The 25,509-nt window shown below is 57.3% G+C and carries 27 protein-coding genes and 1 tRNA gene; 18 read left to right on the top strand and 10 right to left on the bottom strand.

The genetic code is table 11. The annotated features are described in order from the left end of the window. Complete coding sequence (locus AC2FJB_RS20290) at positions 1 to 234, top strand: TFIIB-type zinc ribbon-containing protein (RefSeq protein ID WP_117872972.1); 234 nt, start codon at positions 1 to 3, stop codon at positions 232 to 234. A gap of 5 nt (positions 235 to 239) precedes the next feature. On the opposite strand, the gene AC2FJB_RS20285 is transcribed toward AC2FJB_RS20290, so the two are convergent. From AC2FJB_RS20285 to AC2FJB_RS20265, 5 genes are all read right to left on the bottom strand, one after another. Then, positions 240 to 668 carry an excinuclease ABC subunit B gene (locus AC2FJB_RS20285; protein ID WP_496676298.1) on the bottom strand — a complete coding sequence of 143 codons (429 nt, stop codon included), beginning with the start codon at positions 666 to 668 and terminating at the stop codon, positions 240 to 242. A 43-nt stretch (positions 669 to 711) separates the two neighbouring features. Then, complete coding sequence (locus tag AC2FJB_RS20280; protein ID WP_496720378.1) at positions 712 to 1,419, bottom strand: ORF6N domain-containing protein; 708 nt, start codon at positions 1,417 to 1,419, stop codon at positions 712 to 714. Positions 1,420 to 1,570: 151 nt separating this feature from the next. Beyond that, positions 1,571 to 2,533: a restriction endonuclease gene (locus tag AC2FJB_RS20275; protein WP_496676304.1), complete on the bottom strand. Its 963-nt coding sequence runs from the start codon at positions 2,531 to 2,533 to the stop codon at positions 1,571 to 1,573. A 69-nt stretch (positions 2,534 to 2,602) separates the two neighbouring features. Further along, positions 2,603 to 4,789 carry an excinuclease ABC subunit UvrB gene (uvrB, locus tag AC2FJB_RS20270; RefSeq protein WP_496720376.1) on the bottom strand — a complete coding sequence of 729 codons (2,187 nt, stop codon included), beginning with the start codon at positions 4,787 to 4,789 and terminating at the stop codon, positions 2,603 to 2,605. 14 nt (positions 4,790 to 4,803) lie between these two features. Further along, positions 4,804 to 5,061, bottom strand: coding sequence for a hypothetical protein (locus tag AC2FJB_RS20265; RefSeq protein ID WP_162896869.1), 258 nt, complete (start codon positions 5,059 to 5,061; stop codon positions 4,804 to 4,806). A 158-nt stretch (positions 5,062 to 5,219) separates the two neighbouring features. On the opposite strand from AC2FJB_RS20265, the gene AC2FJB_RS20260 reads away from it, so the two are divergent. The 14 genes from AC2FJB_RS20260 (at position 5,220) to AC2FJB_RS20195 (ending at position 17,071) form a co-directional block, all read left to right on the top strand. After that, positions 5,220 to 5,531 carry an ETC complex I subunit gene (locus AC2FJB_RS20260; protein WP_496676313.1) on the top strand — a complete coding sequence of 104 codons (312 nt, stop codon included), beginning with the start codon at positions 5,220 to 5,222 and terminating at the stop codon, positions 5,529 to 5,531. Next, the gene (locus AC2FJB_RS20255) at positions 5,532 to 6,008 is read left to right on the top strand and encodes a GNAT family N-acetyltransferase (RefSeq protein WP_496720374.1); all 477 of its coding nucleotides are present in this window, start codon (positions 5,532 to 5,534) and stop codon (positions 6,006 to 6,008) included. A gap of 21 nt (positions 6,009 to 6,029) precedes the next feature. Beyond that, positions 6,030 to 6,106, top strand: a tRNA-Arg gene (locus AC2FJB_RS20250). A 379-nt stretch (positions 6,107 to 6,485) separates the two neighbouring features. Continuing rightward, positions 6,486 to 7,499 carry an inositol 2-dehydrogenase gene (gene iolG / locus AC2FJB_RS20245; RefSeq protein WP_496720372.1) on the top strand — a complete coding sequence of 338 codons (1,014 nt, stop codon included), beginning with the start codon at positions 6,486 to 6,488 and terminating at the stop codon, positions 7,497 to 7,499. A gap of 124 nt (positions 7,500 to 7,623) precedes the next feature. Continuing rightward, complete coding sequence (locus tag AC2FJB_RS20240; protein WP_496720370.1) at positions 7,624 to 8,544, top strand: sugar ABC transporter substrate-binding protein; 921 nt, start codon at positions 7,624 to 7,626, stop codon at positions 8,542 to 8,544. A gap of 69 nt (positions 8,545 to 8,613) precedes the next feature. After that, a complete protein-coding gene (locus tag AC2FJB_RS20235) occupies positions 8,614 to 9,720 on the top strand; it encodes an ABC transporter permease (RefSeq protein WP_496720368.1) in 1,107 nt (368 codons plus the stop codon). 1 nt (position 9,721) lies between these two features. Then, positions 9,722 to 10,543, top strand: coding sequence for an ATP-binding cassette domain-containing protein (locus AC2FJB_RS20230; RefSeq protein WP_117872290.1), 822 nt, complete (start codon positions 9,722 to 9,724; stop codon positions 10,541 to 10,543). A gap of 152 nt (positions 10,544 to 10,695) precedes the next feature. Further along, positions 10,696 to 12,528 (top strand): 3D-(3,5/4)-trihydroxycyclohexane-1,2-dione acylhydrolase (decyclizing), encoded by a 1,833-nt coding sequence (gene iolD, locus AC2FJB_RS20225; RefSeq protein WP_299901408.1) that lies wholly within the window; start codon positions 10,696 to 10,698, stop codon positions 12,526 to 12,528. Beyond that, positions 12,525 to 13,424, top strand: coding sequence for a myo-inosose-2 dehydratase (gene iolE, locus AC2FJB_RS20220; protein WP_496720365.1), 900 nt, complete (start codon positions 12,525 to 12,527; stop codon positions 13,422 to 13,424). Before iolD ends, iolE begins: the two co-directional genes overlap by 4 nt. 48 nt (positions 13,425 to 13,472) lie before the next feature. Then, positions 13,473 to 14,654 (top strand): phytanoyl-CoA dioxygenase family protein, encoded by a 1,182-nt coding sequence (locus AC2FJB_RS20215; RefSeq protein ID WP_496720363.1) that lies wholly within the window; start codon positions 13,473 to 13,475, stop codon positions 14,652 to 14,654. A gap of 48 nt (positions 14,655 to 14,702) precedes the next feature. Beyond that, complete coding sequence (gene iolB, locus AC2FJB_RS20210) at positions 14,703 to 15,509, top strand: 5-deoxy-glucuronate isomerase (protein ID WP_496720362.1); 807 nt, start codon at positions 14,703 to 14,705, stop codon at positions 15,507 to 15,509. Further along, positions 15,506 to 16,264 (top strand): SDR family NAD(P)-dependent oxidoreductase, encoded by a 759-nt coding sequence (locus AC2FJB_RS20205; RefSeq protein WP_496720360.1) that lies wholly within the window; start codon positions 15,506 to 15,508, stop codon positions 16,262 to 16,264. Before iolB ends, AC2FJB_RS20205 begins: the two co-directional genes overlap by 4 nt. Positions 16,265 to 16,291: 27 nt before the next feature. Next, positions 16,292 to 16,666, top strand: a complete 375-nt coding sequence (locus tag AC2FJB_RS20200; RefSeq protein ID WP_496720358.1) for a hypothetical protein — start codon at positions 16,292 to 16,294, stop codon at positions 16,664 to 16,666. Between the two features lie 6 nt (positions 16,667 to 16,672). Continuing rightward, positions 16,673 to 17,071, top strand: a complete 399-nt coding sequence (locus AC2FJB_RS20195) for a TIM barrel protein (RefSeq protein ID WP_496720412.1) — start codon at positions 16,673 to 16,675, stop codon at positions 17,069 to 17,071. Between the two features lie 15 nt (positions 17,072 to 17,086). Here the strand turns inward: AC2FJB_RS20195 and AC2FJB_RS20190 are convergent, their stop codons facing one another. Genes AC2FJB_RS20190 through iolC form a run of 3 tightly spaced genes read right to left on the bottom strand, consistent with a single transcriptional unit; the run spans position 17,087 to position 19,737 of the window. Beyond that, positions 17,087 to 17,926 (bottom strand): class II fructose-bisphosphate aldolase, encoded by an 840-nt coding sequence (locus AC2FJB_RS20190; protein WP_496720356.1) that lies wholly within the window; start codon positions 17,924 to 17,926, stop codon positions 17,087 to 17,089. Next, positions 17,923 to 18,759, bottom strand: coding sequence for a 5-deoxy-glucuronate isomerase (locus AC2FJB_RS20185; protein WP_496720354.1), 837 nt, complete (start codon positions 18,757 to 18,759; stop codon positions 17,923 to 17,925). Before AC2FJB_RS20185 ends, AC2FJB_RS20190 begins: the two co-directional genes overlap by 4 nt. A gap of 9 nt (positions 18,760 to 18,768) precedes the next feature. After that, complete coding sequence (iolC, locus tag AC2FJB_RS20180) at positions 18,769 to 19,737, bottom strand: 5-dehydro-2-deoxygluconokinase (RefSeq protein WP_496720410.1); 969 nt, start codon at positions 19,735 to 19,737, stop codon at positions 18,769 to 18,771. A gap of 124 nt (positions 19,738 to 19,861) precedes the next feature. Between iolC and AC2FJB_RS20175 the strand changes: the two genes are divergently transcribed. Together AC2FJB_RS20175 and AC2FJB_RS20170 are read left to right on the top strand one after the other, a co-directional pair. Continuing rightward, on the top strand, positions 19,862 to 20,965 hold the full coding sequence (locus AC2FJB_RS20175) for a Gfo/Idh/MocA family protein (protein ID WP_496685392.1): 1,104 nt from the start codon (positions 19,862 to 19,864) through the stop codon (positions 20,963 to 20,965). Positions 20,966 to 21,002: 37 nt separating this feature from the next. Continuing rightward, positions 21,003 to 22,136, top strand: a complete 1,134-nt coding sequence (locus AC2FJB_RS20170; RefSeq protein WP_496720409.1) for a Gfo/Idh/MocA family protein — start codon at positions 21,003 to 21,005, stop codon at positions 22,134 to 22,136. Here AC2FJB_RS20170 and AC2FJB_RS20165 read toward each other — a convergent pair whose 3' ends face one another. Beyond that, complete coding sequence (locus tag AC2FJB_RS20165; protein WP_299639828.1) at positions 22,137 to 23,135, bottom strand: LacI family DNA-binding transcriptional regulator; 999 nt, start codon at positions 23,133 to 23,135, stop codon at positions 22,137 to 22,139. It lies immediately after the preceding gene. A 543-nt stretch (positions 23,136 to 23,678) separates the two neighbouring features. Continuing rightward, positions 23,679 to 24,683 (bottom strand): AraC family transcriptional regulator, encoded by a 1,005-nt coding sequence (locus AC2FJB_RS20160; RefSeq protein ID WP_299901438.1) that lies wholly within the window; start codon positions 24,681 to 24,683, stop codon positions 23,679 to 23,681. Here AC2FJB_RS20160 and AC2FJB_RS20155 point away from each other — a divergent pair. Further along, the gene (locus AC2FJB_RS20155) at positions 24,673 to 25,476 is read left to right on the top strand and encodes an amidohydrolase family protein (protein WP_496818956.1); all 804 of its coding nucleotides are present in this window, start codon (positions 24,673 to 24,675) and stop codon (positions 25,474 to 25,476) included. The genes AC2FJB_RS20160 and AC2FJB_RS20155 overlap by 11 nt on opposite strands. Positions 25,477 to 25,509: the final 33 nt, after the last annotated feature.

Below are 25,509 nucleotides of genomic sequence, written 5' to 3'. Positions count from 1 at the left end.
ATGCAATGCCCGATTGACGGCACTCAACTGGTCATTACGGACCGAAACGGGGTCGAAATCGACTATTGCCCGCAGTGCAGAGGCGTTTGGCTGGATCGGGGTGAACTGGACAAGATCATCGAGCGGTCAACAGCGTATTCTCCGCCACAATCCGGCTATGATGACCGGGCGGATCACGGCTATCGCAAGAAAAAGAAACGAGGCGGTTTTCTGGAAGATCTGTTCGATTTCTGACCCGGTCAGGACAGCTGGGCCCCGGCACATTCGCGAAAAATGCGAACCTGGGGCGCCGCACCGTTCAAGGGAAACTCAGTCACCCTGTCCTGCGTGAACGCATAGGCGGTCAGGTTGTATTCCAGCCCGTCCAGCACGTTTCCAAATCCGGTATCAGTGACTGTCAGAGACGACGAACCGTCGGAAAGGACATGATGCGGAGTGGCGATTTCGATGGGGTTTGGCCCCTCGAACCGCATCGCGAACCATGGGGTGTTGGTCCAGCCTTCGGTTTTGCGGGTAACGGACAGGGTATAGAGCGGTTGTGCCGGGTCGTAGGTCAGGAATATCTCTGCCGTGTCCGTCACATGTGACAGGGTGCAGATCTGGCCAACCATTGCTTCCCACGCGGCGGCTGGTGTGCCGAGGATCAGTGATAACAAGACAACGCGCATGGTGCGGAGTCTAGTGGCCGAAAGGTCCAAGGCAAGGGTTGCCTCAGCCTTTCATCGCATTCAGCAGTTCCAGCAACCCCTTGCGGTCGTCATCATCGGCATAATCGCCGGCGGCCAACCGTTCAGCGATGCGCAGGCGCAGACGCTCGTGCTGGGTGCGCACCTCTTCGCCTGCGGTTTCCGCCAGCGTCTTCATGATCACGGCCACGGCCTGCTGGCGCTTGGTCGTGGGGTTGGCGATATAGTCGACAAGGCTCTGCTGCCCGGAATCGAGGATGTTTTCGGCCAGCGTACGCAACTGATCGCCGTTGGGCAGCAGCGGGGCGGGGGCGTCCTCGGGTGGCAGGATTTCCGGCGCGTTGCGCGGGGTTTCGGCCAGAGCATTTGCGCCGTCGACAAAGGCTTCGGTAATCATTCGGGTGATCTTGATGGCGCGCGGGTCTTTGAACAGGGCCGAGGCGATGGCGACGCCGTAATCGGTATAGACCCATGGATTGACCCGCCGCCCGCCGCGACCTTTCGGTTTTGAAATCACATTCTGTGATTGCAAATCGGCGACTTCGGCGTCCGTAAGCTGAAAGCGGTAGCCCTCGAACAGGTCTTTGTTGCGCGACACGGCCTGATTGAACGCGCTGACCGACTTTCCGTAAAACTGCGCCAGATCCTCGGCCAGCACCACGCGGGCGCCGCGCACCCGGTGAATGGCGCGTTGGACCTCATGGGTGCTGGGCAGGGTGTTCGGGTTCGTCATGTCAACCGTTTGGAATCACAATTTGTGATTTCAAACGTGGCGGAGTGCGCGCTGGGCTGCAAGGGTGGAGTTTTGCGAGCCAAACGTCAGAGAGCGTGCGAGAAGTATATGAGGGCGCCGACCCTAGGCGCACTTTAGAAACTCGATCCAATTAACAGTAGAGAACCACTTTGCAATCGACCTGCTCTGCGTTTTTCCTCGGACCGGCGACCAATGAAACGGCATGCATCTCTCTGGGCACTCCAAAATCCAAATCGACTATTCCCGCAAAAATACAATTTTTGGGAGCTTCGATTAGCGATAAATCCAAATGCCACAACGCCTTCTTTTGTGCGTGAACAATTTCTGAACCGAGTAGATCAAACTCTTCGACTACGGCTTCTTGGGAGTATGTTTCCGAATCCTGTTGCAAGTACTCACAAAATCCAATGCTCTCACGCCACTCACGAAAAATCTCCACAGATCCTTGAGCAGAAATTTTGATTGGCTTTAGTGAAAAAACGCCCACGACCAAAGGTTTTTCAAACTGGATGCCTGAAAGCTGAAAGTCTTGTGGGCCATTTAATGTGTCCGATTTTTGATACTCATTCACAACACCTCGCATAATTCCGCCAAGATAGTCGTTCTTATCCAATGCGTTTGCCAAAACTTCCGCTTCAAAGCGCCTTTGATCAGCTTCAGAGATTTTAACACCCACGCTGAAGTTCCTGAAACGGGCAAACCAGACACCTACCTTGGCGTTTACTCCCCAAGTGAGGATTTCCTCATCAGTAACATCGAACAAACTACGTAAAATAATACCATGCCTCTTTGCTTTCTTCTTAGCAGTTTCGGAAAAACCATTTGAAGATACAGCAATGACCATATTGGCTCCCAAACTCGCACGGCGACCAATCAGTTCTTCAATCCAATTTACATCCTGTTTTCGGCCTCTATAACGGCACTCAACGTGTATCGTGCAATTTGGCCTTCGTATTTCGACGTCGATTTGCCTTTTTTGCGAAGGGTTGTCTGGGTCCGTAATCCTCTTGTCCCAAGTTACTTCCGTCCCCTTTTCTTCTAATAGTCTGTAGATTCTCGAAATACGCTGCTCAAATTGCTTTGGGCCATTCATTAATGACTTCCTTGGTCTGGGTTGCTGATTTTTCGACCACAAACAAAATAGCAGGTCGATAGGGTTGTATCACCGCTTCCTTCTCTTAACATTCCCACCCCGCTGCCCCGGCCGTCCAGCCGTTGATCGTCCGCGCGATTTCACCGCATCCTCTGACGCTTTCTCGACCGCCCATTGGCGCGCCGTGGGGTCGTCGGCGATGGCGAGGTCGACCGCTTCCAGACGTTTGATCTCATCCCGGATGTTGGCGGCCTCTTCGAATTCCAGGTTCTCGGCGGCTTTGCGCATCTTGTCGCGCAGACCGTCCAGATGGGCCTCAAGGTTGGCGCCGTGCATCGGTTTGTCGATGGTGGCGGTGACGCGGTTCATGTCGACGTCGCCCTGATAGAGCCCGGCCAGAACGTCCTCGACATTCTTTTTCACCGTCGCGGGGGTAATCCCGTGTTCCTCGTTATAGGCAAGCTGTTTGGCGCGGCGACGGTTGGTTTCCCCCAGCGCGCGCTCCATCGAGCCGGTGATCTTGTCGGCATACATGATCACCCGTCCGTCCGCGTTCCGCGCGGCGCGGCCGATGGTCTGGATCAGCGAGGTTTCCGATCGCAGGAAGCCTTCCTTATCCGCATCCAGAATGGCGACCAGCCCGCATTCGGGAATGTCGAGTCCCTCGCGCAGCAGGTTGATGCCGATCAGTACGTCGAAGGCGCCCAACCGCAGGTCGCGCAGGATTTCGATGCGCTCCAGCGTGTCGATATCCGAGTGCATGTAACGGACCTTGATGCCCTGTTCGTGCAAGTACTCGGTCAGATCCTCGGCCATGCGTTTGGTCAGCGTGGTGACCAGCGTGCGGTAACCATCGGCGGCAACCTTGCGCACCTCGTCCAGCAGGTCGTCGACCTGCATCGAAACGGGGCGGATTTCGACTTCGGGGTCCAGGAGGCCGGTGGGGCGGATCACCTGTTCGGTGAAAACGCCGCCGGTCTGTTCGATCTCCCATTTGGCGGGGGTGGCCGAGACAAAGACGGATTGCGGGCGCATGGCGTCCCATTCCTCGAATTTGAGGGGACGGTTGTCCATGCAGGACGGCAGGCGGAACCCGTGTTCGGCCAGCGTGAATTTGCGCCGATAGTCGCCCCGGTACATGCCGCCGATCTGCGGGACAGAGACGTGGGATTCGTCAGCAAAGACGATGGCGTTGTCGGGGATGAATTCGAACAGGGTCGGGGGCGGCTCGCCCGGTGCGCGGCCCGTCAGATAACGCGAGTAGTTTTCGATGCCGTTGCAGACGCCGGTGGCCTCGAGCATTTCCAGATCGAAATTGGTGCGCTGTTCCAGCCGTTGGGCTTCCAGCAGTTTGCCCTCGCCCACCAGTTGGTCGAGGCGCGTGCGCAGTTCCTTTTTGATGCCGATGATCGCCTGCTGCATCGTGGGTTTCGGCGTCACGTAGTGGGAATTGGCGTAGACGCGCACCTGCTCCATCGTTGCGGCGCGTTCGCCGGTCAGCGGGTCGAACTCGGTGATACTTTCAAGCTCCTCTCCGAAGAACGAGAATTTCCAGGCGCGGTCCTCAAGGTGGGCGGGCCAGATTTCCAGTGAGTCGCCGCGCACCCGGAACGACCCGCGTTGAAACGCCTGATCGTTGCGGCGGTATTGCTGGGCCACCAGATCGGCCATCACCTGCCGCTGGTCGTATTCGTTTCCGACCTTCAGATCCTGCGTCATCGCCCCGTAGGTCTCGACCGAGCCGATACCGTAGATGCACGAGACCGAGGCCACGATGATCACGTCGTCGCGTTCCAGCAGCGCCCGCGTAGCCGAGTGGCGCATCCGGTCGATCTGTTCGTTGATCTGGGATTCTTTCTCGATATACGTATCCGACCGCGCGACATAGGCCTCGGGCTGGTAGTAGTCGTAGTAGGAGACGAAGTATTCGACCGAGTTTTCCGGGAAAAACCCCTTGAACTCACCATAAAGCTGCGCCGCCAGTGTCTTGTTGGGTGCGAGGATGATCGCCGGGCGTTGGGTTTCCTCGATCACCTTGGCCATGGTGAAGGTTTTGCCCGTACCGGTCGCCCCCAACAGAACCTGATCACGCTCCCCATCCAGAAGACCGCCTGCGAGCTCCTTGATCGCGGTTGGCTGGTCTCCAGCGGGGGCGAACTCCGTATGCATGACAAACTGTTTGCCGCCTTCCAGTTTCAGGCGGGCCCGAACATCTTCGGTTGTCATTTGGGTCTTGTCGGAATGGGCGTATGGCATGGGCAGGCTCCGGATCAGGCTCCTACATTTGTTCTTATTTTGTCCAACTGCAAGGGCTGATCCGGTACAAATCTCCCAGTTTTGATACTAGGCAGATACGCATCCGGATCGTGATCCGAACCAATCTTACCGGCCAACGCGGCAAGCTCGCCGTCGAGAGCCTTCGTCATCATCGGTTTGACGGCGATCACGGCATGGGCTTCGGTCGAGGGCATCGCCAAGATGTTCCCGGGGTTTGCGTCGACGTCCATAGTGCGTTCGCGATGGATCATCTGTTTTATCCTTCGGCTGATTTTTCGAAAATCATAGTTGGTCCTGATGACAGTTTCTGGCATTGGCGGGCTTCGGTGATCCGCGACAATTGTTGTCTTGTCCCGGGCTGCGCTCTGACGCATAAACAGGTTCAGCCAAGTGAGTACGGAGAGGCGACATGCGCGCACGGATTTACCAGCCTGCAAGGAATGCGATGACCTCGGGGATGGCCAAAACCCGCAAATGGGTTCTGGAATATGCCCCTGCTTCGGCACGTGAGGTTGATCCGCTGATGGGCTGGACGTCATCCAATGACACGCAAACCCAGATACGTCTGAAATTCGACACCAAGAAAGAGGCGATTGATTACGCTCGTGACAATGGTATCGACGCGCAGGTCAGCGAGCCGCACAAGCGCAAACCCAACCTGCGCGCACGGGGCTACGGGGAAAACTTCGCCACCGACCGGCGTGCACCCTGGACACACTGAATGATCGACATTCGCGAGGCCGACCCGACTTCGGACGTGTTGCGCCCGGTTGTCGAAGCGCATTTCGCCCACAGCGAATCAGCGGGCCCTGCGGAAAGCAACCACACGATGAGCGCCGAGTCACTGGCCGGACCGGGGATTCGATTCTGTGCGATCTACGACGGCAAGCAGGCTTTGGGCTGCGGCGCTTTGAAAGCGCTGCCCGATGGTACGGCCGAGGTGAAATCGGTACATATCCTTGCGCAGGCGCGTGGGCGCGGACTGGCGCGCGTCATGATGATCCATTTGGCAGAACTGGCGCGTGCTGAAGGTGTCGAAGCCCTGGTTTTGGAAACCGGGGCAGAGCATCTTCCGGAGTATGATGCCGCTCGTAAACTCTATGAAGCGTTGGGCTATTCCTACTGCGGACCGATCTTTGGGTACAGCGACGATCCGAACAGCGCATTCATGCGCTTGGCTCTTGAACCCCGCGCGTAAAAACCGCAAGAAGGTTGCAGCGGTCCCTTAGCTCAACTGGATAGAGCAGCTGACTTCTAATCAGCAGGTTGAGGGTTCGAGTCCTTCAGGGATCGCCATTCTCGAACGCCAATTTCAATGAAAGCACCGGGCCGTTGGGGCCGCCGCTTTCTTGTGGCTGCTGGGTGGGGGGGAAGGGCTGGACGAGGGGGTCATGCCAGCCCTTCTTAGGGGTCACAGAGTGGTAGTGTGTTCCTTAACTAAACATTAACCTGATTCACCGTGTTCCGAAATTGGGGGATTCCCGTAGGGCGGCCAATGCGCGGATTTCAGCGTGTGGAGTGTTGCTGAAAGTTCGGGATCTGGGATCATGTCGCTGCTTTTTCGAGGGGATTTTGGGCTTTGGGAGCAAAAGCTCTGAGGTAGTGAAAAAAAATATTGCAACCGGTTGCAAAGAGAATCATTGTTGCGCGCAATAACAAGATTCGGGAGAGTTGCATGTTGAAGGTCGGATTGTTGGGCGCCGGGCGCATCGGGCGTGTTCATGCACAGGCGATTGTATCTCATCCGGGCAGCACGCTCAGTGCCGTTTCCGACGCCTTGCCCGAAGCTGCGGCGAGCCTGGCCAACGATCATGGGGTCGAAGCGCGCCGCTCTGAAGAGATCCTTGCGGATCCGGAGATTGGCGCGGTTCTGATCGCAACTCCAACCAACACGCATTCTGATCTGATCGAAGCTGCGACCGGCGCAGGCAAGGCTGTTCTGTGCGAAAAGCCTGTTGATCTGAACCTTCAGCGTGCCACGGATTGCCTGAACACTGTCTCGGGACGAGGCAAGCCGGTAATGATTGGATTTAATCGGCGATTCGATCCCAATTTCGCGTCCTTGAAGGCGGGGTTGGACGCGGGTGAAATTGGTAAGGCGGAATTGCTTTCAATCACCTCGTTTGACCCAGCACCACCGCCGGTAAGCTACGTAAAAGTGTCTGGTGGGTTGTTTCGAGACATGATGATTCATGATTTTGACATGGCAAACTACCTGATGGGGGAGGTTCCCGATACCATCTCGGCGGTTGGATCTTCGCTTGTGGACGCCGAGATTGGCGCTGCAGGAGATGTGGACACAGCCGTAGTTACAATGTCCTACGCGGATGGCCGGATTGCAGTCATCAAGAATTCACGGCGCGCGGCCTATGGCTATGACCAGCGGGTCGAGTTGTTGGGTTCTGAGGGGTTGCTGCAGGCTCGGAATGTACTGGAAAACACAGTCGTAAAATCAACGGCAGACGGTGTTGTGGGCGCCAAACCAACCTATTTCTTCCTGGAGCGCTACATGCCTGCGTACCGCGTGGAATGGGCCGCATTCGTCGAAGCTGTTGAAGGCGGATCCGACGTTCCGGTGACATTGAAAGATGGTGTTGCGGCACTGGCGATGGCCGAGGCTGCAACCGTGTCAGCGCAGACAGGAAAACCGGTTCGAATGGAAGAAATTTTGAAACCGGTTGCAAAATGATCGAAATTCTTCAAACTTACGCCAGCTCGGCCCAGCGCCGCAGCCACGGAGATTCGGCACAGCCGGATGATTGGGGCCGGTACCCCAACAGAAGATCAGACTGAACCAATGGGAGGAAACTGAAATGAAGAAATTCGTTAAAGGCGCGCTTGCTGCGGGGGCATTGGCCTTGGCCACGCCCGCGTTTGCACAAGAAATCGTGGTCGTGTCGCATGGCCAGGCAAACGACGCATTCTGGAACGTCGTGAAAAACGGTGTCGAGCAGGCCGGTAAAGATATCGGTGTGAACGTGGAATATCGTGCGCCTGAAACCTTTGACATGGTGGCCATGTCGCAGCTGATCGACGCCGCCGTGAACCAGGAACCCGACGGGCTGATCGTTTCGATCCCGGATGCGGACGCGCTTGGCCCCTCAATCGAGCGCGCGGTTGCCGCCGGTATCCCGGTGATCTCGATCAACTCGGGCGCGGAAGTGGCCAAGGAACTGGGTGCTCTGCTGCACGTAGGTCAGGACGAATACGATGCAGGGAAAGCAGCTGGTGAAGAACTGGCGTCGATGGGTGGCTCCAATGCGATCTGTGTCAACCACGAGGTTGGCAACGTGTCACTTGACCTGCGCTGCGAAGGTTTCACCGAAGGGTTTGGCGGTAAGGTAACCGTTCTGCCGACCTCGAACGATCCGTCCGAGATCGAGTCCAAGGTTGCTGCCGCGCTGGCTTCTGACGAAAGCGTCGATACCGTTATGGCTCTGGGCGCAAGCTCGGCCGGCGAGCCATCTGTCGCTGCTGCCAAAGCGTCGGGGCGGGATGTGAATGTTGCCTCGTTCGACCTGTCGGCCAACTTCCTGCAGTCAATCGTTGATGGCGATGCGGCCTTTGCCATCGACCAGCAGCAGTACCTTCAGGGTTATCTGTCCGTGAACTTCATGGGTCTGCACGCCAAGTACGGCCTGATGCCGGGCGGCGACGTGCCTTCGGGTCCGAACCTGATCACTCAGGAAAAGGCCGCTCAGGTCATCGAACTGTCCGCACAGGGCATCCGCTGATTTCGGCGCGATCCGGCAAACAACAGGATCGGCGCCAGCGCGCCGGTCTCACCGAATTGGGAGGAAACCATGAGTGAAACAGCGCCCGTCCTGTCGGACGAAAGGGTCAAGAAAGAACCATTCCTAGCCAAACTAATGAAACGACCCGAGTTGGGTGCCATTGCCGGTGCTGTTCTGGTTTTCCTATTCTTTGCGATCACCGCAGATGAATCGATGTTCACCCTTGCTGGTGTTATGAACTTCATGACCCCTGCGGCGCAGTTGGGCATCCTGGCTATCGGCGCCGCACTACTGATGATTGGCGGAGAGTTCGACTTGTCAATCGGATCGATGGTTGCGTTCTCGGGGCTGTTTTTCGGCGTCTGTGTCGTGACCTGGCAATTGCCACTGATCTTCGCCATCCCAATGACATTCGTATTCGCGGCCTGTGTTGGTGCGATCAACGGCAATATCGTGATCCGTTCGGGCCTGCCATCGTTCATTGTAACGCTGGCGTTTTTGTTCATCCTTCGTGGCCTGTCACTGGTCGGCCTGAAAATGGCAACAGGCGGTTCGACCCAGTTGCGCGGTGTACGCGATGCGGTCGAAAACGACTGGCTGGCTCCTTTCTTTTCGGGCGAAGCATTCGGCAGCCTGTTCGCATGGCTGGCCGCCAACGGCATGATAGATACATTCAAAAGCGGCGCGCCCAAGGTCCCGGGAATTCCCGTCGAAATCCTGTGGTTCATTTTCATTACACTGGCGGCAACCTACGTTCTGTTGCGCACCCCGGTCGGGAACTGGATTTTCGCCTCGGGTGGTGACAGCACCGCTGCATCCAACTCAGGTGTTCCGGTGAGCCGCGTCAAGGTTTCACTGTTCATGCTGACGGCCTGCTGCGCCGCTCTGGTGGCCATCATAACCGTCATGGACGCAGGCTCGACCGATGCGCGGCGGGGGTTCCAGAAAGAATTTGAGGCGATTATCGCCGCGGTGATCGGCGGCTGCCTGCTGACTGGGGGATATGGCTCGGCCATCGGTGCCTTCTTCGGCTCGATCATCTTTGGCATGGTCGTCATCGGCCTGACCTATACCGACTTTGATCAGGATTGGTTCCAGGTTTTCCTGGGCGCCATGCTGTTGATTGCCGTTCTATTCAACAACGCGATCCGTAAGCGCGTAACCGGGGAGCGCTGATATGACCGAAGACACCAAGTTCCACCATGGCGATGCCGTCGGCGATCAGGCGCCCATCGTACAGATGAAAGACATCGAAAAACACTTTGGCAATATCATCGCGCTAGCTGGTGTCAGCTTTGACGTCAAACCCGGTGAATGCCATTGCCTGCTGGGCGATAACGGTGCGGGAAAGTCCACCTTCATCAAGACCATGTCCGGGGTACACAAGCCCACCAAGGGCGAGATCATGTTCGAAGGCAAGCCGCTTCACTTCGACACGCCGCGCGATGCCATGGAAGCGGGCATTGCAACCGTGTTCCAGGATCTTGCGATGATCCCGCTGATGAGCGTGACGCGCAATTTCTTCATGGGGCGTGAACCTACCAAGGGTAAAGGGCTGCTCAAGCGGTTCGATGTGGATCATGCAAACGACGTCTGCATGGAAGAGATGCGCAAGATGGGCATCAATCTGCGCGGACCGGATCAGGCTGTCGGTACATTGTCAGGTGGCGAACGTCAGACTGTCGCCATCGCGCGGGCGGTGTATTTCGGCGCCAAGATCCTGATCCTGGACGAACCGACCTCGGCGCTTGGTGTGCGTCAGACGTCTAATGTTCTTGCCACAATCGACCGGGTGCGCAGCCAGGGTGTCGGCGTGGTTTTCATCAGCCACAACGTGCGCCATGCGCTGGCGGTGGGCGATCGTTTTACCGTACTGAACCGTGGCAAAACACTGGGTACGGCCACGCGCGGCGAAATCACACCGGAACAGCTGCAGGATCTGATGGCCGGCGGTCAGGAAATGGCCGAGCTTGAGGGATCGCTGGGCGGTACTGTTTAAAACAAAATATCCGGATGTCCCCACGGGGGCATCCATCGGGCGGTGGCACCTGACGTCACTCTGTTTTCAGGCTCTGGTAAAAGGCCTGACACCTTCGCAAATGAGACAACCCGCGGACCGCCAACAGCGGCTCCGAGTTGAAAGGGATCATGATGAGCAAAACAGTCCGATTGACCGCGGCGCAGGCTCTGGTGCGCTATCTCGGGGCGCAGATGAACGAGGCCGGAGAGCCTTTTATCGCAGGTGTGTGGGCGATTTTTGGCCATGGCAACGTGGCTGGTTTGGGTGAGGCACTGCATGGCGTGAGAGACAGTCTTCCGACCTATCGCGGTCACAACGAACAGACCATGGCACATAGCGCGATTGCTTATGCCAAGCAGTTGGGTCGGCGCCGCGCGATGGCGGTCACGTCGTCAATCGGACCAGGAGCCACCAACATGGTCACTGCGGCTGCTCTGGCCCATGTAAACCGCCTGCCTGTTTTATTGCTGCCTGGCGATGTGTTTGCGACGCGTGGCCCCGATCCGGTTTTGCAGCAGCCCGAAGTGTTCTCGGATGGAACCATCAGTGCGAATGACTGTTTCAGACCGGTCAGCCGGTATTTCGACCGCATCACCCGCCCGGAACATCTGCTGACGGCTCTGCCACGCGCCTTCCGCACGATGACGGACCCGGCGGATTGCGGCCCGGCGACGCTGGCCTTTTGTCAGGATGTGCAGGCCGAAGCTTATGACTATCCCGAAAGCTTCTTTGAGCCACGCGTCTGGTATCAGCGCCGCATTCGCCCGGATGAGGGTGAACTGGCCCGTGCCGTTGCCGCGATCAAGGCCGCCAAGCGTCCCGTTATCGTTGCAGGCGGAGGTGTGCATTATTCGGACGCAACGGCCGCGTTGCAGCGCTTTGCCGAAGCACATAACGTCCCGGTGGCAGAGACACAGGCCGGCAAGTCCGCATTGGCCTGGGATCATCCGCTCAACCTTGGTCCTGTTGGTGTGACCGGGGGCGAACCCGCCAATGACATCTGTGCAAAGGCGGATCTTGTGCTGGGCGTTGGCACCCGGTTTCAGGATTTCACCACTGGGTCATGGGGTTTGTTCGCGAACCCTCAGCGTGAGTTGATCAGCCTGAACACCGCCGCCTATGACGCCGAAAAGCACGGAGCGATGCCGTTGCAGGCCGACGCTCGGGTTGGTCTGGGTGAACTCAGCGAAGCGTTGGCAGACCATCGTGCGCCTGATCTGCCCGCGATATTGAAATCTGATTGGTTCGGTAAAGTTGATGCGCTGACGGATGCACCCACCGACAGCAATGCACTGCCCACGGATATGCAGGTGATCGGCGCAGTGCAGCGGGCTGCCAATGAAAACACTGTTGCGATGTGCGCCGCCGGCACGATGCCGGGTGAGTTGCACAAGCTGTGGAAAGCGCCGCGCCCCGGTGCCTATCACATGGAATATGGTTTCAGCTGTATGGGGTATGAGATCGCCGGTGCCATGGGCATCAAGATGGCCCAGCCGGACCGCGACGTGATCTGCTTTACCGGTGACGGTACTTATATGATGGCCAACTCGGAAATGGCGACGGCGGCGATGATGGGGATCTCGTTCACCGTTGTCGTCACGGACAACCGGGGGTTTGGTTGCATCAACCGTCTGCAAATGGGGACAGGCGGGGCCGAGTTTAACAACCTTCTCGACCACACCGTACACGAAACGGCATCGGCCATCGATTTTGCCGCCCATGCGGCAGCGATGGGGGCTACCTCGGTCAAGGTCAGTTCAATTGCCGAGCTTGAAGACGCGCTGGCCAAACGCGGTGAGGTCAAAGGCCCCTATGTCGTAGTGATCGACACCGATCCCTACCCATCGACCGAATATGGCGGAACGTGGTGGGAAGTGGCGGTGCCCGAGGTCAGCGTCCGCCCTGAAGTGAATGAAAAACGTGCGGCCTATGAAACCGCCATCAAGGAAAGAAACACGAAATGAGCGTGAAGATCGGTATCTCTCCGATTGCCTGGCAGAATGACGACCTGCCGGACCTGACCGCAGCCTACACGATGGAGCAGGCGCTGAAAGAAGCGCGCGAGATCGGTTTCACAGGTGTCGAACGCGGCCAGAGGATGCCCGCCGACACCGAAGGGCTGCGCGCGTATCTGGATGCCAACAACATAGCGTTGTGTGGTGGTTGGTGCTCGGGCAGCACTCTGGTCAATGACCTTGACGCCGAGATCGGCGTCGTGCGCGAACAGGTCGAACAATTCGTCGCGCTGAACAGCCCATGTATCGTTTACGCCGAGTGTTCCAATACCGTTCAGGGGCAGATCGGAACACCTGTCAATGATCGCCCCAAACTTTCGGAGGATGAGGTACTGGCCTATGCGGGCAAGCTGACCGAACTTGCCAAGTGGATGACAGATCAGGGCATGCCGATGGCCTATCACCATCATATGGGCACGATCATCGAAAGCGAAGATGAAGTGAACTGGCTGATGGAGGGTTCCGGCCCCGAATTGAAGCTGTGCTTCGATACGGGCCATCTGCTGTTTGGCGGCGGCGATGTGATGGCCACACTGAACCGTTGGGGCGACCGGGTTCATCACGTACATTTCAAGGATATCCGACCCGAAATCGTACAGGACACACGCGAGAACAATCGAAGTTTCCTGGATGCGGTGATCGCAGGTGCGTTTACAGTGCCGGGTGATGGATGCATCGACTTTCAGGCCGTGGCCAATGCGTTGAAAGCAATGGATTACAACGGCTGGATTGTGGTCGAGGCAGAGCAGGACCCCGCCAAGGCGCCGCCATGTGAGTACTCCAAAATTGGCTTTGACCACATTGTCGAGGTTTGTGGCAACGCAGGGTTGGAAATCACCGCTTAAATCACCGCCTCACGGGGCAACACCGAAGCCATGAGAGAGGAGCACGTCATGGTACATCAGGACCTTGGATATGTCGGCTATTTCGACCGGGAATCCTGTGATCTGGACGAATTCAAGGTGTTGACCTCTCAGAGCCTTTCGACCGAGACGGTGCCTTTTGCCGTCTCCGTCGAAAAGAACGTGCCCGTCTATGATATGCAGGCACTGCGTTCCGGTTTGGAACAGCCTGATACGCGTAGGGCCTTGCTGGCGGAATGGGGCCGGGTGCTGGGCAAATCCGCCGGTGTGATCGCCCTGAAAGGGGCGTATCCGGACACGTCGATCATTGACCGGGCGACGGAAGTATTTCGTGAAATCATCGAAGAAGAACGCCAGGGTAGCGCGGGTGAGGGCGATCACTTTGCCGCCTCGGGCGCGAATGACCGGGTGTGGAACGCGCTGCAAAAGCAATGCCTGCGCGACCCCGAGGGCTTTGCGCTCTATTTCGGGAACACGGCGATTGCGGCGGCATGTGAAGCATGGCTTGGGCCGAACTATCAGGTGACCGCTCAGATCAATCAGGTGCGCCCCGGTGGCAAGGCGCAACAGGCGCATCGGGACTACCACCTTGGGTTCCAAAGCGCCGAAAGCGCGGCCCGGTATCCGGCCCATGCACATCTGGTGACGGCCTCGCTGACCTTGCAAGGGGCGGTTGCGCATTGTGACATGCCGGTGAAAAGCGGCCCGACCAAGTTGTTGCCGTTCTCGCAGCTCTACCCATCGGGCTATCTGGCGTTCCACGATGAAGCGCACCGTGCGTATTTCGAAGACAGCTGTATCCAGGTGCCTCTGGAAAAGGGTGACGCGGTGTTCTTCAATCCGGCCCTGTTCCATGCAGCGGGCGAGAACAGCAGCACCGACATCAATCGCATGGCAAACCTGCTGCAAATCTCATCCCCCTTCGGTTGTGCGATGGAGATGGTTGATCGGCATTCCATGTCGCAGGCTGTGTTCCTGTCGCTTGTCGCCCTGAAACAACGTGGGGCTTTGACTGCGAGGGAACTGGATGCAGCGATTGCTGCAACAGCTGAAGGTTATCCGTTCCCGACCAATCTGGATACTGATCCACCGATTGGAGGCAACGCGCCCGACAGCCAGGCTGACATCCTGAGACGGGCCGTTTTCGAAGGATGGAAGAAGGAACAGCTATCCGAGGCTCTTTCTGCCCTGCGGGCAAGGCAAGCTGCTTGAATACAATTCAGGCGGACCCTGTGGGCCCGCCCAATAAGGAGAACAAGAATGGCAGACCTGCTGAAGAAACCGTTTGGAACCCGTGGCAAGGTACATGACATCACTCCGGCCAGCGCGGGATGGCGATATGTGGGCTTTGGCCTTTATCATCTAAAGGCAGGCGACAGGGCGGCCGAGGCAACCGGGGATCGTGAGGTCATTCTGGTGATGGTCGAAGGCAAGGCAAAGATCACCGGGGCAGGCCAGGACTGGGGCATTTTGGGCGACCGGATGAACGTGTTCGAAAAGACGCCGCCGCATTGCCTGTATCTGCCCAACGGAACCGAGTGGGAGGCCGTGGCGGAAACCGACTGCGTTGTGGCCATCTGTTCGGCGCCGGGTAAGGGCGGTCATACGGCGCGTCGGATTGGACCTGATGGCATAACCCTGACCGAACGCGGCAAAGGGGTAAATACGCGATACATCAACAATATCGCCATGGAGAATGAGGACTACGCAGACAGCCTGCTGGTGACCGAGGTGTTCACTCCAAATGGCCATTGGTCGTCCTATCCCAGTCACCGTCACGACGAGGATGATTATCCTCGCATCACATATCTGGAGGAGACCTACTACCACCGGCTCAACCCTTCCAATGGGTTCGGAATTCAGCGGGTCTATACAGATGATGGTCACCTGGATGAGACAATGGCCCTTTCCGATGGCGATGTTGTTACTGTTCCGCGCGGCCATCACCCTTGTGGCGCGCCCTATGGATTTGAGATGTACTATCTTAACGTCATGGCCGGGTCGCTGCGAAAATGGCGGTTTGTACCAGCCCCAGAGGTTGAATGGATCATGGAGCGTGACGGATGAACAGAGATTTTGCCAATTACCCAAGCCTTGCGGGAAAAACGGTTTTTGTCACGGGCGGGGCTGGAGGAATTGGCGCTGAAACCGTTCGGGCCTTTGCCGACCAAGGGGCAAAGGTCGGTATTCTGGATCTGAATGCCGACGCCGGACTCGCGCTACTGTCTGGCCTGGACGGTGAACACGCTTTTGTGCAGTGCGACTTGCGCGATATCGAAGCTATGCAAGAGGCGTTGGGGCAACTGGTCGAGGAGCTGGGCGCCGCGGACGTGCTGGTCAACAACGCCGCCCGGGATGATCGTCATGACTGGCGCGAAGTGACGCCGGACTACTGGGATGAGCGCATGGCGACCAATATCCGTCACATGTTCTTTGCCATTCAGGCAGTGGCGCCCGGCATGATAGCCAGGGGTGCGGGTTCGATCGTCAATATCGGCTCGAATTCGTGGTGGGAGGCAGGTGCGGGTTTTCCGGCCTATGCCACCGCCAAATCCGCAGTCCATGGATTGACCCGCACCATGGCGCGTGAACTGGGCGATCATCGTATTCGCGTGAACACGGTGGTGCCGGGCTGGATCATGACCGACCGCCAGAAAGACCTGTGGGTCACGCCTGAGGCGCTGGCCAAGCAGGTGGATCGTCAATGTCTGCCGGACCCGATTGAGCCGGTCTATGTGGCGCGCATGGTCCTGTTTCTGGCCTCGGATGACGCGGCCATGTGCAGTGCGGGGAATTTCATGGTCGAAGGTGGCTCGATCTGAACCAATCTGGACAATTGGAGAGCTGACATGCCTCAACCTTTTCAACTTGCGGCATGTGCTGAAATGCTTTGGCTCGACAAACCCATGGAGTGGCGTGCCGCGTGGCTGACCGAGATGGGGTTTGGAGTTGGCCTATGGAACTGGCCGGCTTGGGATATGGTGAATCTTGAATGCGTTGGCGCGAACTACACGATCATGAATGGTTATCTTCAGGGCCGTCTTGCGGATGATTTAGGGGCTGACATGCTCCTGACATCCGCGCGTGAGACGGTGCAGATTGGCAACCGTCTTGGTGTGGATCGTCTGAACCTGCACGGTACCGGTTTGGGCGATGGTGGAATACCGCTCTGGCAGCACGACGTTGTGACCGGCGATATGTGGCTGAAAGCGCGGGACACGTAGCGCCGCATTTGTGATCTGGTGGAAGAACAGGATGTCGTTTTCACGCTGGAGAACCTGAATCTGCTGGATCATCCCGGTTGTCCTTTTGGTTCGACCAAGGATGTTCTGGCGTTGGTTTCGTCTGTGAACCACCCGAGCCTGCGCATAAATCTGGACCTCTATCACACGCAGATCGGGGAAGGCGATCTGATCCGTTGGTGCGAGAATTGCCTGCCTTGGATCGGAGAGATACAAGTGGCCGACAATCCCGGGCGGTGCCAGCCGGGAACCGGTGAGATCAACTATGCCGCCGTGGCGCGGGCGCTCAATGACAGGGGGTACCGTGGACCTGTCAGCCTTGAGGCATTTGCTGCGGGCGACCCGGAAACGGCGCTTGAGGCGTTCCGCGCAGCCTTTACGATTTAAGAAAGATTGGGCATCTTACCTTTGCGGCGGGGCGCCAAAGGTCCGGATCACGGTGCGGGCAGCGGCCTCAACCGGGTCGTGCGTTTCCTTCAGGATCGTGACGCGGTCAAAACGTTCAGGATCACGATTGACGGCTTCACGCATGGCATTTCCGAATGCCATACGCAGCTCGGTTCCTATGTTGAACTTGCAGATCGAGGTCTCGCGCGCCAGCTTCTTACGCTGCTCTACCGGCACACCGGACCCGCCATGAATGACCAAAGGCACTTCGGTTACGGCATCGATTTCGGCGACACGCGCCTCATCCAGGCCACCTTCTTTGTTTTGCTGCAAGTGAACATTGCCAACCGAAATCGCCATCGCGTCGACACCGCTTTCGCGTGCAAACTTCGCGGCTTCTTCGGGGTCGGTGCCGTTTGATCCTTCACCACCGGAATACCCCACAAAGCCGATCTCTCCTTCGCATGAAATCCCGGCTGAGTGGGCCATCTCAGCAATCGCGGCGGTTTCATCTATGTTCTGCTGCAAGGGCTTGCGTGATCCGTCAAACATCAGCGACGTAAAACCACTGTCGAGGGCGACCTTACAGTCCTCGAACGTGTAGCCGTGATCCAGATGGGCAACGACCGGAACCGAGGCGTTTTCGGCGAGATACCGGAACATCTTGCCCAGAACGGGCAGCGGCGTGTGCTCACGGCAACTGGGACCGGCTTGCAAAATAACCGGTGCATTTTCCGCCTCGGCCGCGGCCACATAGGCGCGCATGTCTTCCCAGCCCAGCGTCACGAGCCCGCCCACGGCATAGCCTTGTTCATAAGCGGGTTGCAGGATGTCTTTCAGTGTGACGAGGGTCATTTGAACTTCGCGATCATGTCTTTGATGCCCGGAATGGTCTCGATCTGATAGGCATGGGTGGGTTGGAAATACTGCACCAGAGACCGCTGGGTCAGCCCGCCAAGGATGGTGAAGTAATACATCTCGTATCCCGGCAGCACGCAGCAGGGGTGATAGCCCTTGTCGATGCAGATCGTGGAGCCATCGACGATATGGTAGGCATCGCCGGGTTCGTTGTCCTCGCGCTGCAACATCTGCAGGCCCGAGCCCCAGTTGGGCTTGAAACGGAAATTGTAGGTTTCGTCATGCCGGGTCTCGTCCGGCAGGCGGTTGGTGTCGTGCTTGTGACTGGGAAAGCCCGACCAGCCGCCCTGACCCACGGTAAACAGCTCGCTGACCAGCAGGCGGCCGACCATGTCATGCTGTTTCTGGCCGAGGATGTGCTTGATCTTGCGATGCGTCTTGGTGTCATCGCTGCCATATTGCACCAGGTCGTGTTCGCGCACATCGAACGGGTCCAGCACCTTGTCGTATTTGGCGCCGGCCACGAACACCTCGGCCGTCTCCGAGACGCAGACCATCTGCGCCCTGGCCCCCGACGGCACATAGGCGCCTTCGGGCTCGCCATCCCATACGTCCTCGCCTCGGTTGCCCAGATGGGCAAAGCGCACGCCCTCGACATCCACGTCGACGCTGCCGGTGGCAGGCACGATGCAGGTCTCATAGCCCGGGGCCTGGTATTCGAAGGCCTCGCCCTTTTTCAGTTTTACGATGTTGAAATAGTTCAGTGGGACAGTTGGATCATTTGCGTCGACGATCGGTTTGTTCTGGTTATCGTAGGGCGCGATATGCATGGAGTTCTCCTATGTGGCCGGGCCGGGATGAGAAGCGAGGAACGCGTCCAGTTCCGGGGTCGTCGGCATGGCGGGCGCGCAACCGGGATGCGACACCACGATCGACGCGCAGGCCGAACCGCGCATGACGGCGTCTTTTAGATCGTGCCCTGCGGCGATCGAAGCCAACAGACCCGCCATGAAACTGTCGCCAGCCCCGTTGGGTTTGACAGCAGTGACCGGGTAAATACCGGTTCGAAGTTCTTGCCCGTCCACCAAGGTGACAGCGCCTTTTTCACCCATCTTGTAGATGATGATCCGACCGGGTTTTTCAGCAAGTTCCCGGGCCTTGGCAAAACCCTTTTCGATGCCGCCGGCCATGAACCCGAACTCTTCGTCGTTGCCGACGATCAGGTCGCTGGCGTCACCAGCCCGCGACAGAACTTCGGCAGCCACCTCGGGTGAGGGCCAGCTGTAGGGGCGGTAATCGATATCGAAGATGATCGGCAGGCCTGCGTTCCGGGCGTTCTCAAAGGCCCGGAATGTAGCGCTGCGCGACGGTTCGGACGCAAAGACCGTCCCAGCCGAGATGATTGCCGAGAATGATGAATAATCGACCCTGTCCATATCCTCTTCGGTGACTTGGAAATCAACGGCCCCATTACGATAGATCACATTCTGAAAGTTCTCGATCCGGCTTTCGTACACGGCCAGAGACATGCGGTATTCGCCGCCCAGAACGCGGATATAGGATGTGTCCACACCGTAATGCCGCAACCGGTTCAGACAGAACCGTCCGATCGCATCATCCGAGACGGACGTGATCAGCGACGCCTCACTGCCCAACTTGACCAACCCGGCACAAATATTCGCGGAAGACCCCCCAAGGTCGGCATGAAACGTGTCGGCATCCTCGCTTCTGACGCCGATCGGTTCGGCGTACAGGTCCATACCTGCACGACCCAGAACGGCGAAGCGGTTTCCTTTGATACCATCCATCAAAGCGCTCAAGTTTTGTCCTCCGGCAGAGTGGGGTCGGCAAAGTTTGGACCTTGCGTTGAATCGATTCACACGATACTGATTTTGCAACCGGTTGCAAATGATATGTTCGGAGCCGTTGCAGATGCCTGAAATCGGAATTGGAATCGTCGGCGGCGGCTATATGGGCAAGGCCCATTCCGTAGCCATGTCTGCGGTCGGTGCAGTGTTCAACACGGCATTGAGACCCCGACTGGAGGTCATTTGTTCGTCCCGCCCCGATAGCGCTGAACGATACAGCACAGCCTACGGGTACAAACGCGCGACCCACGATTGGCGTGTATTGGTTGAGGACCCACAGGTCGAGGCAATCGTCATCGCCTCGCCTCAATCCACGCATCGTCAGATTGCCGAAGCGGCTTTTGCACTGGGCAAACCGGTTCTGTGTGAAAAGCCATTGGGCGCGTCGCTTGCGGACAGCCAGGCTATGGTTGCTGCTGCCGAGGCTTCGGGTGCGGTCAACATGGTGGGGTTCAACTATATTCGCACGCCCGCAAGCCAATTCGCCCGCCAGCTGATCGCCGACGGAGAGATTGGGGATGTCACTTGGTTCCGGGGGGAGCACACCGAAGATTTCTATGCCGACCCGCGAGCTCCGGCGACCTGGCGCACGACAGGCATGGCCAATGGCACAATCGGAGATCTGGCACCGCACATGGTCAACGGTGCGTTGGCACTGGTTGGACCCATCGCACAGGTGATGGCGGATGTTGAAACGGTTCACAAAACCCGACCTGGTGGTGAGGTGACAAACGACGACCACGCCCAGATGATGTGCCGGTTCGAAAACGGGGTTATGGGCAACCTGTATTTCAGCCGCGTCGCGACGGGGCGAAAAATGGGCTATGCTTATGAAATATCTGGAACAAAGGGCGCTATCCGGTTCGATCAGGAAGACCAGAACGCGCTGTGGCTGTATAAGCGGGAAGGGCCCGAAGCCACGCGCGGGTTTGCCAAGATCCTGACCGGCCCGGCGCATCCGGATTACGAGCCTTTCTGCCAGGGTCCGGGCCACGGAACGGGCTATCAGGACCAGATCATTATCGAGGCCAAAGATTTTCTGCAGGCCATCCATACCGGAAAAGCCACTTGGCCCTCTTTTCGCGACGGGCATGAGGTCAACCGCGTGCTTGCTGCCGCGTTGGCGTCGTCAGATCAGCGGCAGTGGAAAGACATCTGCGATTTCTGATCGCTCAACCTAAAAGCTTTAATGAGAGACAATGACCATGTTTAAGTTGAGATGGGGCATGATCGGTGGTGGTGAAGGCAGCCAGATTGGTCCTGCGCACCGCTTGGGGGCACAGGCTGACGGGCTGTTTGAATTTGCCGCTGGCGCGCTGGATCACCGGCCCGAAACCGGCCGGGAATACGCGCAGCGATTGGGTGTTGCCACCGATCGCGCCTATGGAGACTGGCAAGAGATGCTGGCAGGCGAGAAAGACCGTGAAGACCGGGTTGACCTGGTGACCATCGCCACACCCAACTCGACCCATTTCGAGATTGCCAAGGCGTATCTTGAAGCAGGCTTCAATGTCCTGTGTGAAAAGCCGATGACCATGACCGTGGAAGAGGGTGAGGAAATAGTCCGCGTTGCCGAAGCATCGGGAAAGATCTGCGCGGTGAACTACTGCTATTCCGCCTATCCCATGGTACGTCAGGCCCGCGCGATGGTGCGCGCGGGCGAAATCGGACAGGTGCGTCTTGTGGTGACCAATTTCAGCCATGGCCACCACGGGGATGCCACCGATGCCGACAATCCGCGTGTGCGGTGGCGCTATGACCCTGCGATGGCAGGCGTTTCCGGGCAGTTTGCCGATTGCGGTATTCACGCACTGCATATGGCCAGTTTTATCTGCGATGATGAGGTGAAGACGCTTTCGGCCGATATAGCCTCAACGATCGCAAGCCGGGAGCTGGAAGACGATGCAATGATCAACTTTCGTATGGAAGGCGGCACAGTCGGGCGTCTTTGGACATCCTCTGTGGCGATCGGGCGCCAGCATGGCTTTGACATACAGGTCTTTGGCGAAACCGGCGGGCTGCGCTGGGCGTCTGAGCAGCCCAACCAATTAATCTATACACCCGTTGGTGGGCGTACACAGATCATAGAAAAGGGCGAGGGCAGTCTGCATGGCGAAGCTCAGCGCCTGTCACGTGTCGCCATCGCGCACCCCGAGGGGTTCCCACTGGCCGTCGCCAATATCTATTGCGATCTGGCGGATGCAATCCGCGGTGAAAGCCGGGATGGGCTGCCCGATGCTGCTGATGGTGTGCGATCGATCGCCGCCGTTCACGCGGCTGTTGCTTCGGGCAAAGCAGATGGCGCTTGGCATGATGCCCGCCCGCCAATGTTTCGTTGATCAGACGCGGGGCCGTAGAGTGCCCCGCTCAATCACCCGGCAGGGGAAAATTCGGGCTTCGGGATAACGCTGAGGCTCTTTCAACATCTCGACGACCAGATCCACGGACGAAGTGATGATCTGCTTGATCGGCTGATGGATGGTGGTCAGGTTGATATATTCCCAGCGCGACATCTCCATGTCGTTCAGGCCGATGATTCCGATATCGGTGCCCGGTTTCAGCCCGTGATCGGCCAGCGCTGACAGCGCCCCGATCGACAGGATGTCATCGCCGCAGAAATAGGCCTGCGCCGGATCACCGGCCAGCAGGCGCAGCATCTCGGCCCGCCCCGCTTCGAAGGAATAGGCCCCGGCGAAGGAGTGGCTGACCGGAATCTGCGGATGGCCGGCCATTTCTTCAATGAAGCCCCGTTGCCGGTCCAGGGACGAGGTCGCATCCTGCGGCCCGCCCAGATAGCCCACACTGGCATAGCCCCGCGCGACCAGCTCGCGCGCAGCCATGCGTCCGCATTCCACGTTGTCGATCCCGACCACATGGACTTCGGGCGAGGTGGCAGACCGGCCGAACGTGTGCACCACTGGTACACCCGCATCATGAAAGGCCTTTGCAAAACTGGGCGGTAACGTCGAGGATGCCACGATAGCTGCGTCAACCGAGTATTGGCGGAGCATTCGGACAGAGTTGGCAGGTTCGGTTTCGTCCGTCAGGTTCACGATCAGCGGGCGCAGGCCGCGTTCCTGCAGGGCGCGTGTAAACTGATCGAAGACTTCCAGGAAAATCGGGTTGTGAAAGTTGTTCGAAATCAATCCGATCAGTTTGGTGCGCCCGGTCGTCAGAGACGACGCCAGGGCATTGGGACTATAGCCCAGCTCACGGGCCGCCTTTTCAACCTTGCTGCGCGTTTTTGCAGAAACCGAGGCACCTTCAGTAAAGGTGCGCGACACGGCGGATCGTGAAACGCCGGCCAAAGCGGCCACGTCTTTCAGAGTTACACTCACGCCGGGGAACTCCGATAGTAGTGGGGCAGGGAAACAGATAAGTGTGGCATTGCTGGTGCATTATGCATCATCGATCTCGACTTGCAATCGGTTGCAACTGCGCCTCGGCATTTCGATATTGTTTGAATGCTGATGCTTTGACGGGAGAATGGTGGGTGATGAGAGACTCGAACTCCCGACATCTTCGGTGTAAACGAAGCGCTCTATCCTAATCCGCACGTGCAACAAGGTGCTGTTTTCCACTGCCGCAACCAGCACTATCTTGAAGAGATGTCTAGTGTTGTCAGTGGCTTGAAGGTTGCACAATCTTCTGGACGTATCAAGATTATTTGACAGCTTTCTGAGATCAGGTCTGTCGTTGATCGAACTGAAACAAAGAGTTGGTGCAGCGGTGGCGCAGCGCTGCATGCACCGCCGAAGGGGCTATGGGGGCATTTGTCCCTCTGTGATCCTTAGATAGGGGCTCCAAAAAGTGTGTCGCAAATTCTTGTCGGCCCGCACTTGCTATGTAGTGGAAAAACAGCCCAAGTATTCGCAACGTAACTATACACCGAGGCGGAACTTGGTCGGTGTCATCCCGGTTTGGCCTCGGAAAAAGCGAGTGAAGTGGGACTTGTCAGAATAGCCGAGCATCAGACCAATCTCCGCAATCGTCATCTGGTCTTCTTTGAGGTGCTCCTTGGCGACATCAACACGGAGCCGTTTGATTTCGCGGGATAGCGTTGTGCCTTGCCGCTGAAGCGCTTTCAGAAACCTTTCCGGCTGTATTCCCAGAAATCCAGCCACCACCTCTGGTCCCAAATCGGTTTCATCCAGTTTTTCGCGTAAGACAGATCGCAAAGCTGCCACCACGGTTACTTCTCCCTCTTGTCGAGGCGAGGCTATGGGCCTGGCAGAGACCTCTGAGACATGGTGCAAAAATAACCATTGCACAGGAAAACTAATTTGCATGCCGGGATCGGACCCAAGGCCAATCTCGATCCCCTTGTAGTCGATAGGCAGACCATTGATGTATCTGCTTTCCCATCGCACACGGGAAGAATCCCAAGAATCTCCAACGACGGTCTGCAATAGACGTACATAGATTGCGGCACCAAAACCGGTAACCTGAATGGGTGGGACAGTTGGTTCCTGTTGCCTATCGATACGATACGTCGCTTTGTCTGCTTCAATGACAAGGTTGTGCCGCACAGAATTGGACTCTTGCGGTACAAGCCCAATAAAGCGGGTAAAAAACTCGAACAGCGTTTTTGTCGATTGCAGGGCTTGAGCGAACGGAGGCCACTCTTGCAGGTCAAATGTCTCCCCTACGTTCAATCCAAGGTATCGATCCCCGGACACGTCTGAGAAGGCATTCACCAAACCGTAGACCAGCTCTGAGTGAACGAACACGGATGGGTCAGACAACAGTTCGGCTTTCAATCCGACCTGGTCCAATGCTGGTTGCGGATTGATCTTGCGTTCGGTGAGATATTGCAAAAACGGAGCAGCTAAGGAGAGGCGAATAAAGCCTTCGCTATGCTCTTGAGAGGTGGAGTTGAAAGGCAAGCTCGTCACCCTTGTGAGGATTAGTATTTTTTGTCGGTGGCCATTTTTACAATCACATTCGAACATTCTAATTCAAAAATGGCAACCGACCCAAGATATTTCGGACTACAGTTTGCAAAACACGAATATGAAGGGAGAACTTATGTCCGGTCTACGAATGTCGCTTTGCTCGACGGTAATTGTCGCTGCAGGTTTTGCTTTTTCAGCGTCCGCGCAGGCTCAGGATCAGGAAGAACCCCAAACGTTGTTTACCAACGTGCACATCTTCGATGGAGTGAGTGAACAGCGCATCGAGAATGCCAGCGTATTGGTCGAGGGCAACCTGATTAAGGCCGTATCAACTGAAGTGATTGATGCCCCCAATGCTACGGTTATTGACGGAGAAGGGAGGACACTGACTCCCGGCTTCATCGAAAATCACGCACACCTGATGCTGCCAGGACCCACGTTGCCCGCAATGGAAGCCAACAGCACTTGGGAAGACCTCGCGATTCACGGCACTCAAATGGCTGAGATGTACTTAATGCAAGGCTTTACCACCGTAAGAGATGCAGGTGGCGCTAATGGAGGTCTTCGCCGCGCAATCGACACCGGGACCATTGCCGGGCCGCGTTTCTACCCTGCGGCTGCTTTTCTAAGTACGCGTGGTGGCCATGCTGATTTCGCCAACTTTACGGCGCCTGTTGGCCAGTCTTCGAACTTCAGCCGTCTGAATATGGCCCAAGAAGTCGACAGCGTCTCTGACATGTACTGTCTGACGTCAGCACCAATGGGACAGTTTAGGTTGATTTGATAAGAGAGGGTTTCTGGCTCATCGTAACCGCCA

The sequence above is a fragment of the Ruegeria sp. CDSC085 genome (assembly GCF_059610465.1).
The sequence above is the reverse complement of the archived record's forward strand: the minus strand, read 5'-3'. Positions and strand labels throughout refer to the sequence as shown.

Bases quoted from the DNA above. Each gene is read 5' to 3' on its own strand.
- AC2FJB_RS20290 (WP_117872972.1), top strand. From the start codon at position 1: ATGCAATGCCCGATTGACGGCACTCAACTGGTCATTACGGACCGAAAC.
- AC2FJB_RS20285 (WP_496676298.1), bottom strand. From the start codon at position 668: ATGCGCGTTGTCTTGTTATCACTGATCCTCGGCACACCAGCCGCCGCG.
- AC2FJB_RS20280 (WP_496720378.1), bottom strand. From the start codon at position 1,419: ATGACGAACCCGAACACCCTGCCCAGCACCCATGAGGTCCAACGCGCC.
- AC2FJB_RS20275 (WP_496676304.1), bottom strand. From the start codon at position 2,533: ATGAATGGCCCAAAGCAATTTGAGCAGCGTATTTCGAGAATCTACAGA.
- uvrB (WP_496720376.1), bottom strand. From the start codon at position 4,789: ATGCCATACGCCCATTCCGACAAGACCCAAATGACAACCGAAGATGTT.
- AC2FJB_RS20265 (WP_162896869.1), bottom strand. From the start codon at position 5,061: ATGATCCATCGCGAACGCACTATGGACGTCGACGCAAACCCCGGGAAC.
- AC2FJB_RS20260 (WP_496676313.1), top strand. From the start codon at position 5,220: ATGCGCGCACGGATTTACCAGCCTGCAAGGAATGCGATGACCTCGGGG.
- AC2FJB_RS20255 (WP_496720374.1), top strand. From the start codon at position 5,532: ATGATCGACATTCGCGAGGCCGACCCGACTTCGGACGTGTTGCGCCCG.
- iolG (WP_496720372.1), top strand. From the start codon at position 6,486: ATGTTGAAGGTCGGATTGTTGGGCGCCGGGCGCATCGGGCGTGTTCAT.
- AC2FJB_RS20240 (WP_496720370.1), top strand. From the start codon at position 7,624: ATGAAGAAATTCGTTAAAGGCGCGCTTGCTGCGGGGGCATTGGCCTTG.
- AC2FJB_RS20235 (WP_496720368.1), top strand. From the start codon at position 8,614: ATGAGTGAAACAGCGCCCGTCCTGTCGGACGAAAGGGTCAAGAAAGAA.
- AC2FJB_RS20230 (WP_117872290.1), top strand. From the start codon at position 9,722: ATGACCGAAGACACCAAGTTCCACCATGGCGATGCCGTCGGCGATCAG.
- iolD (WP_299901408.1), top strand. From the start codon at position 10,696: ATGAGCAAAACAGTCCGATTGACCGCGGCGCAGGCTCTGGTGCGCTAT.
- iolE (WP_496720365.1), top strand. From the start codon at position 12,525: ATGAGCGTGAAGATCGGTATCTCTCCGATTGCCTGGCAGAATGACGAC.
- AC2FJB_RS20215 (WP_496720363.1), top strand. From the start codon at position 13,473: ATGGTACATCAGGACCTTGGATATGTCGGCTATTTCGACCGGGAATCC.
- iolB (WP_496720362.1), top strand. From the start codon at position 14,703: ATGGCAGACCTGCTGAAGAAACCGTTTGGAACCCGTGGCAAGGTACAT.
- AC2FJB_RS20205 (WP_496720360.1), top strand. From the start codon at position 15,506: ATGAACAGAGATTTTGCCAATTACCCAAGCCTTGCGGGAAAAACGGTT.
- AC2FJB_RS20200 (WP_496720358.1), top strand. From the start codon at position 16,292: ATGCCTCAACCTTTTCAACTTGCGGCATGTGCTGAAATGCTTTGGCTC.
- AC2FJB_RS20190 (WP_496720356.1), bottom strand. From the start codon at position 17,926: ATGACCCTCGTCACACTGAAAGACATCCTGCAACCCGCTTATGAACAA.
- AC2FJB_RS20185 (WP_496720354.1), bottom strand. From the start codon at position 18,759: ATGCATATCGCGCCCTACGATAACCAGAACAAACCGATCGTCGACGCA.
- iolC (WP_496720410.1), bottom strand. From the start codon at position 19,737: ATGGATGGTATCAAAGGAAACCGCTTCGCCGTTCTGGGTCGTGCAGGT.
- AC2FJB_RS20175 (WP_496685392.1), top strand. From the start codon at position 19,862: ATGCCTGAAATCGGAATTGGAATCGTCGGCGGCGGCTATATGGGCAAG.
- AC2FJB_RS20170 (WP_496720409.1), top strand. From the start codon at position 21,003: ATGTTTAAGTTGAGATGGGGCATGATCGGTGGTGGTGAAGGCAGCCAG.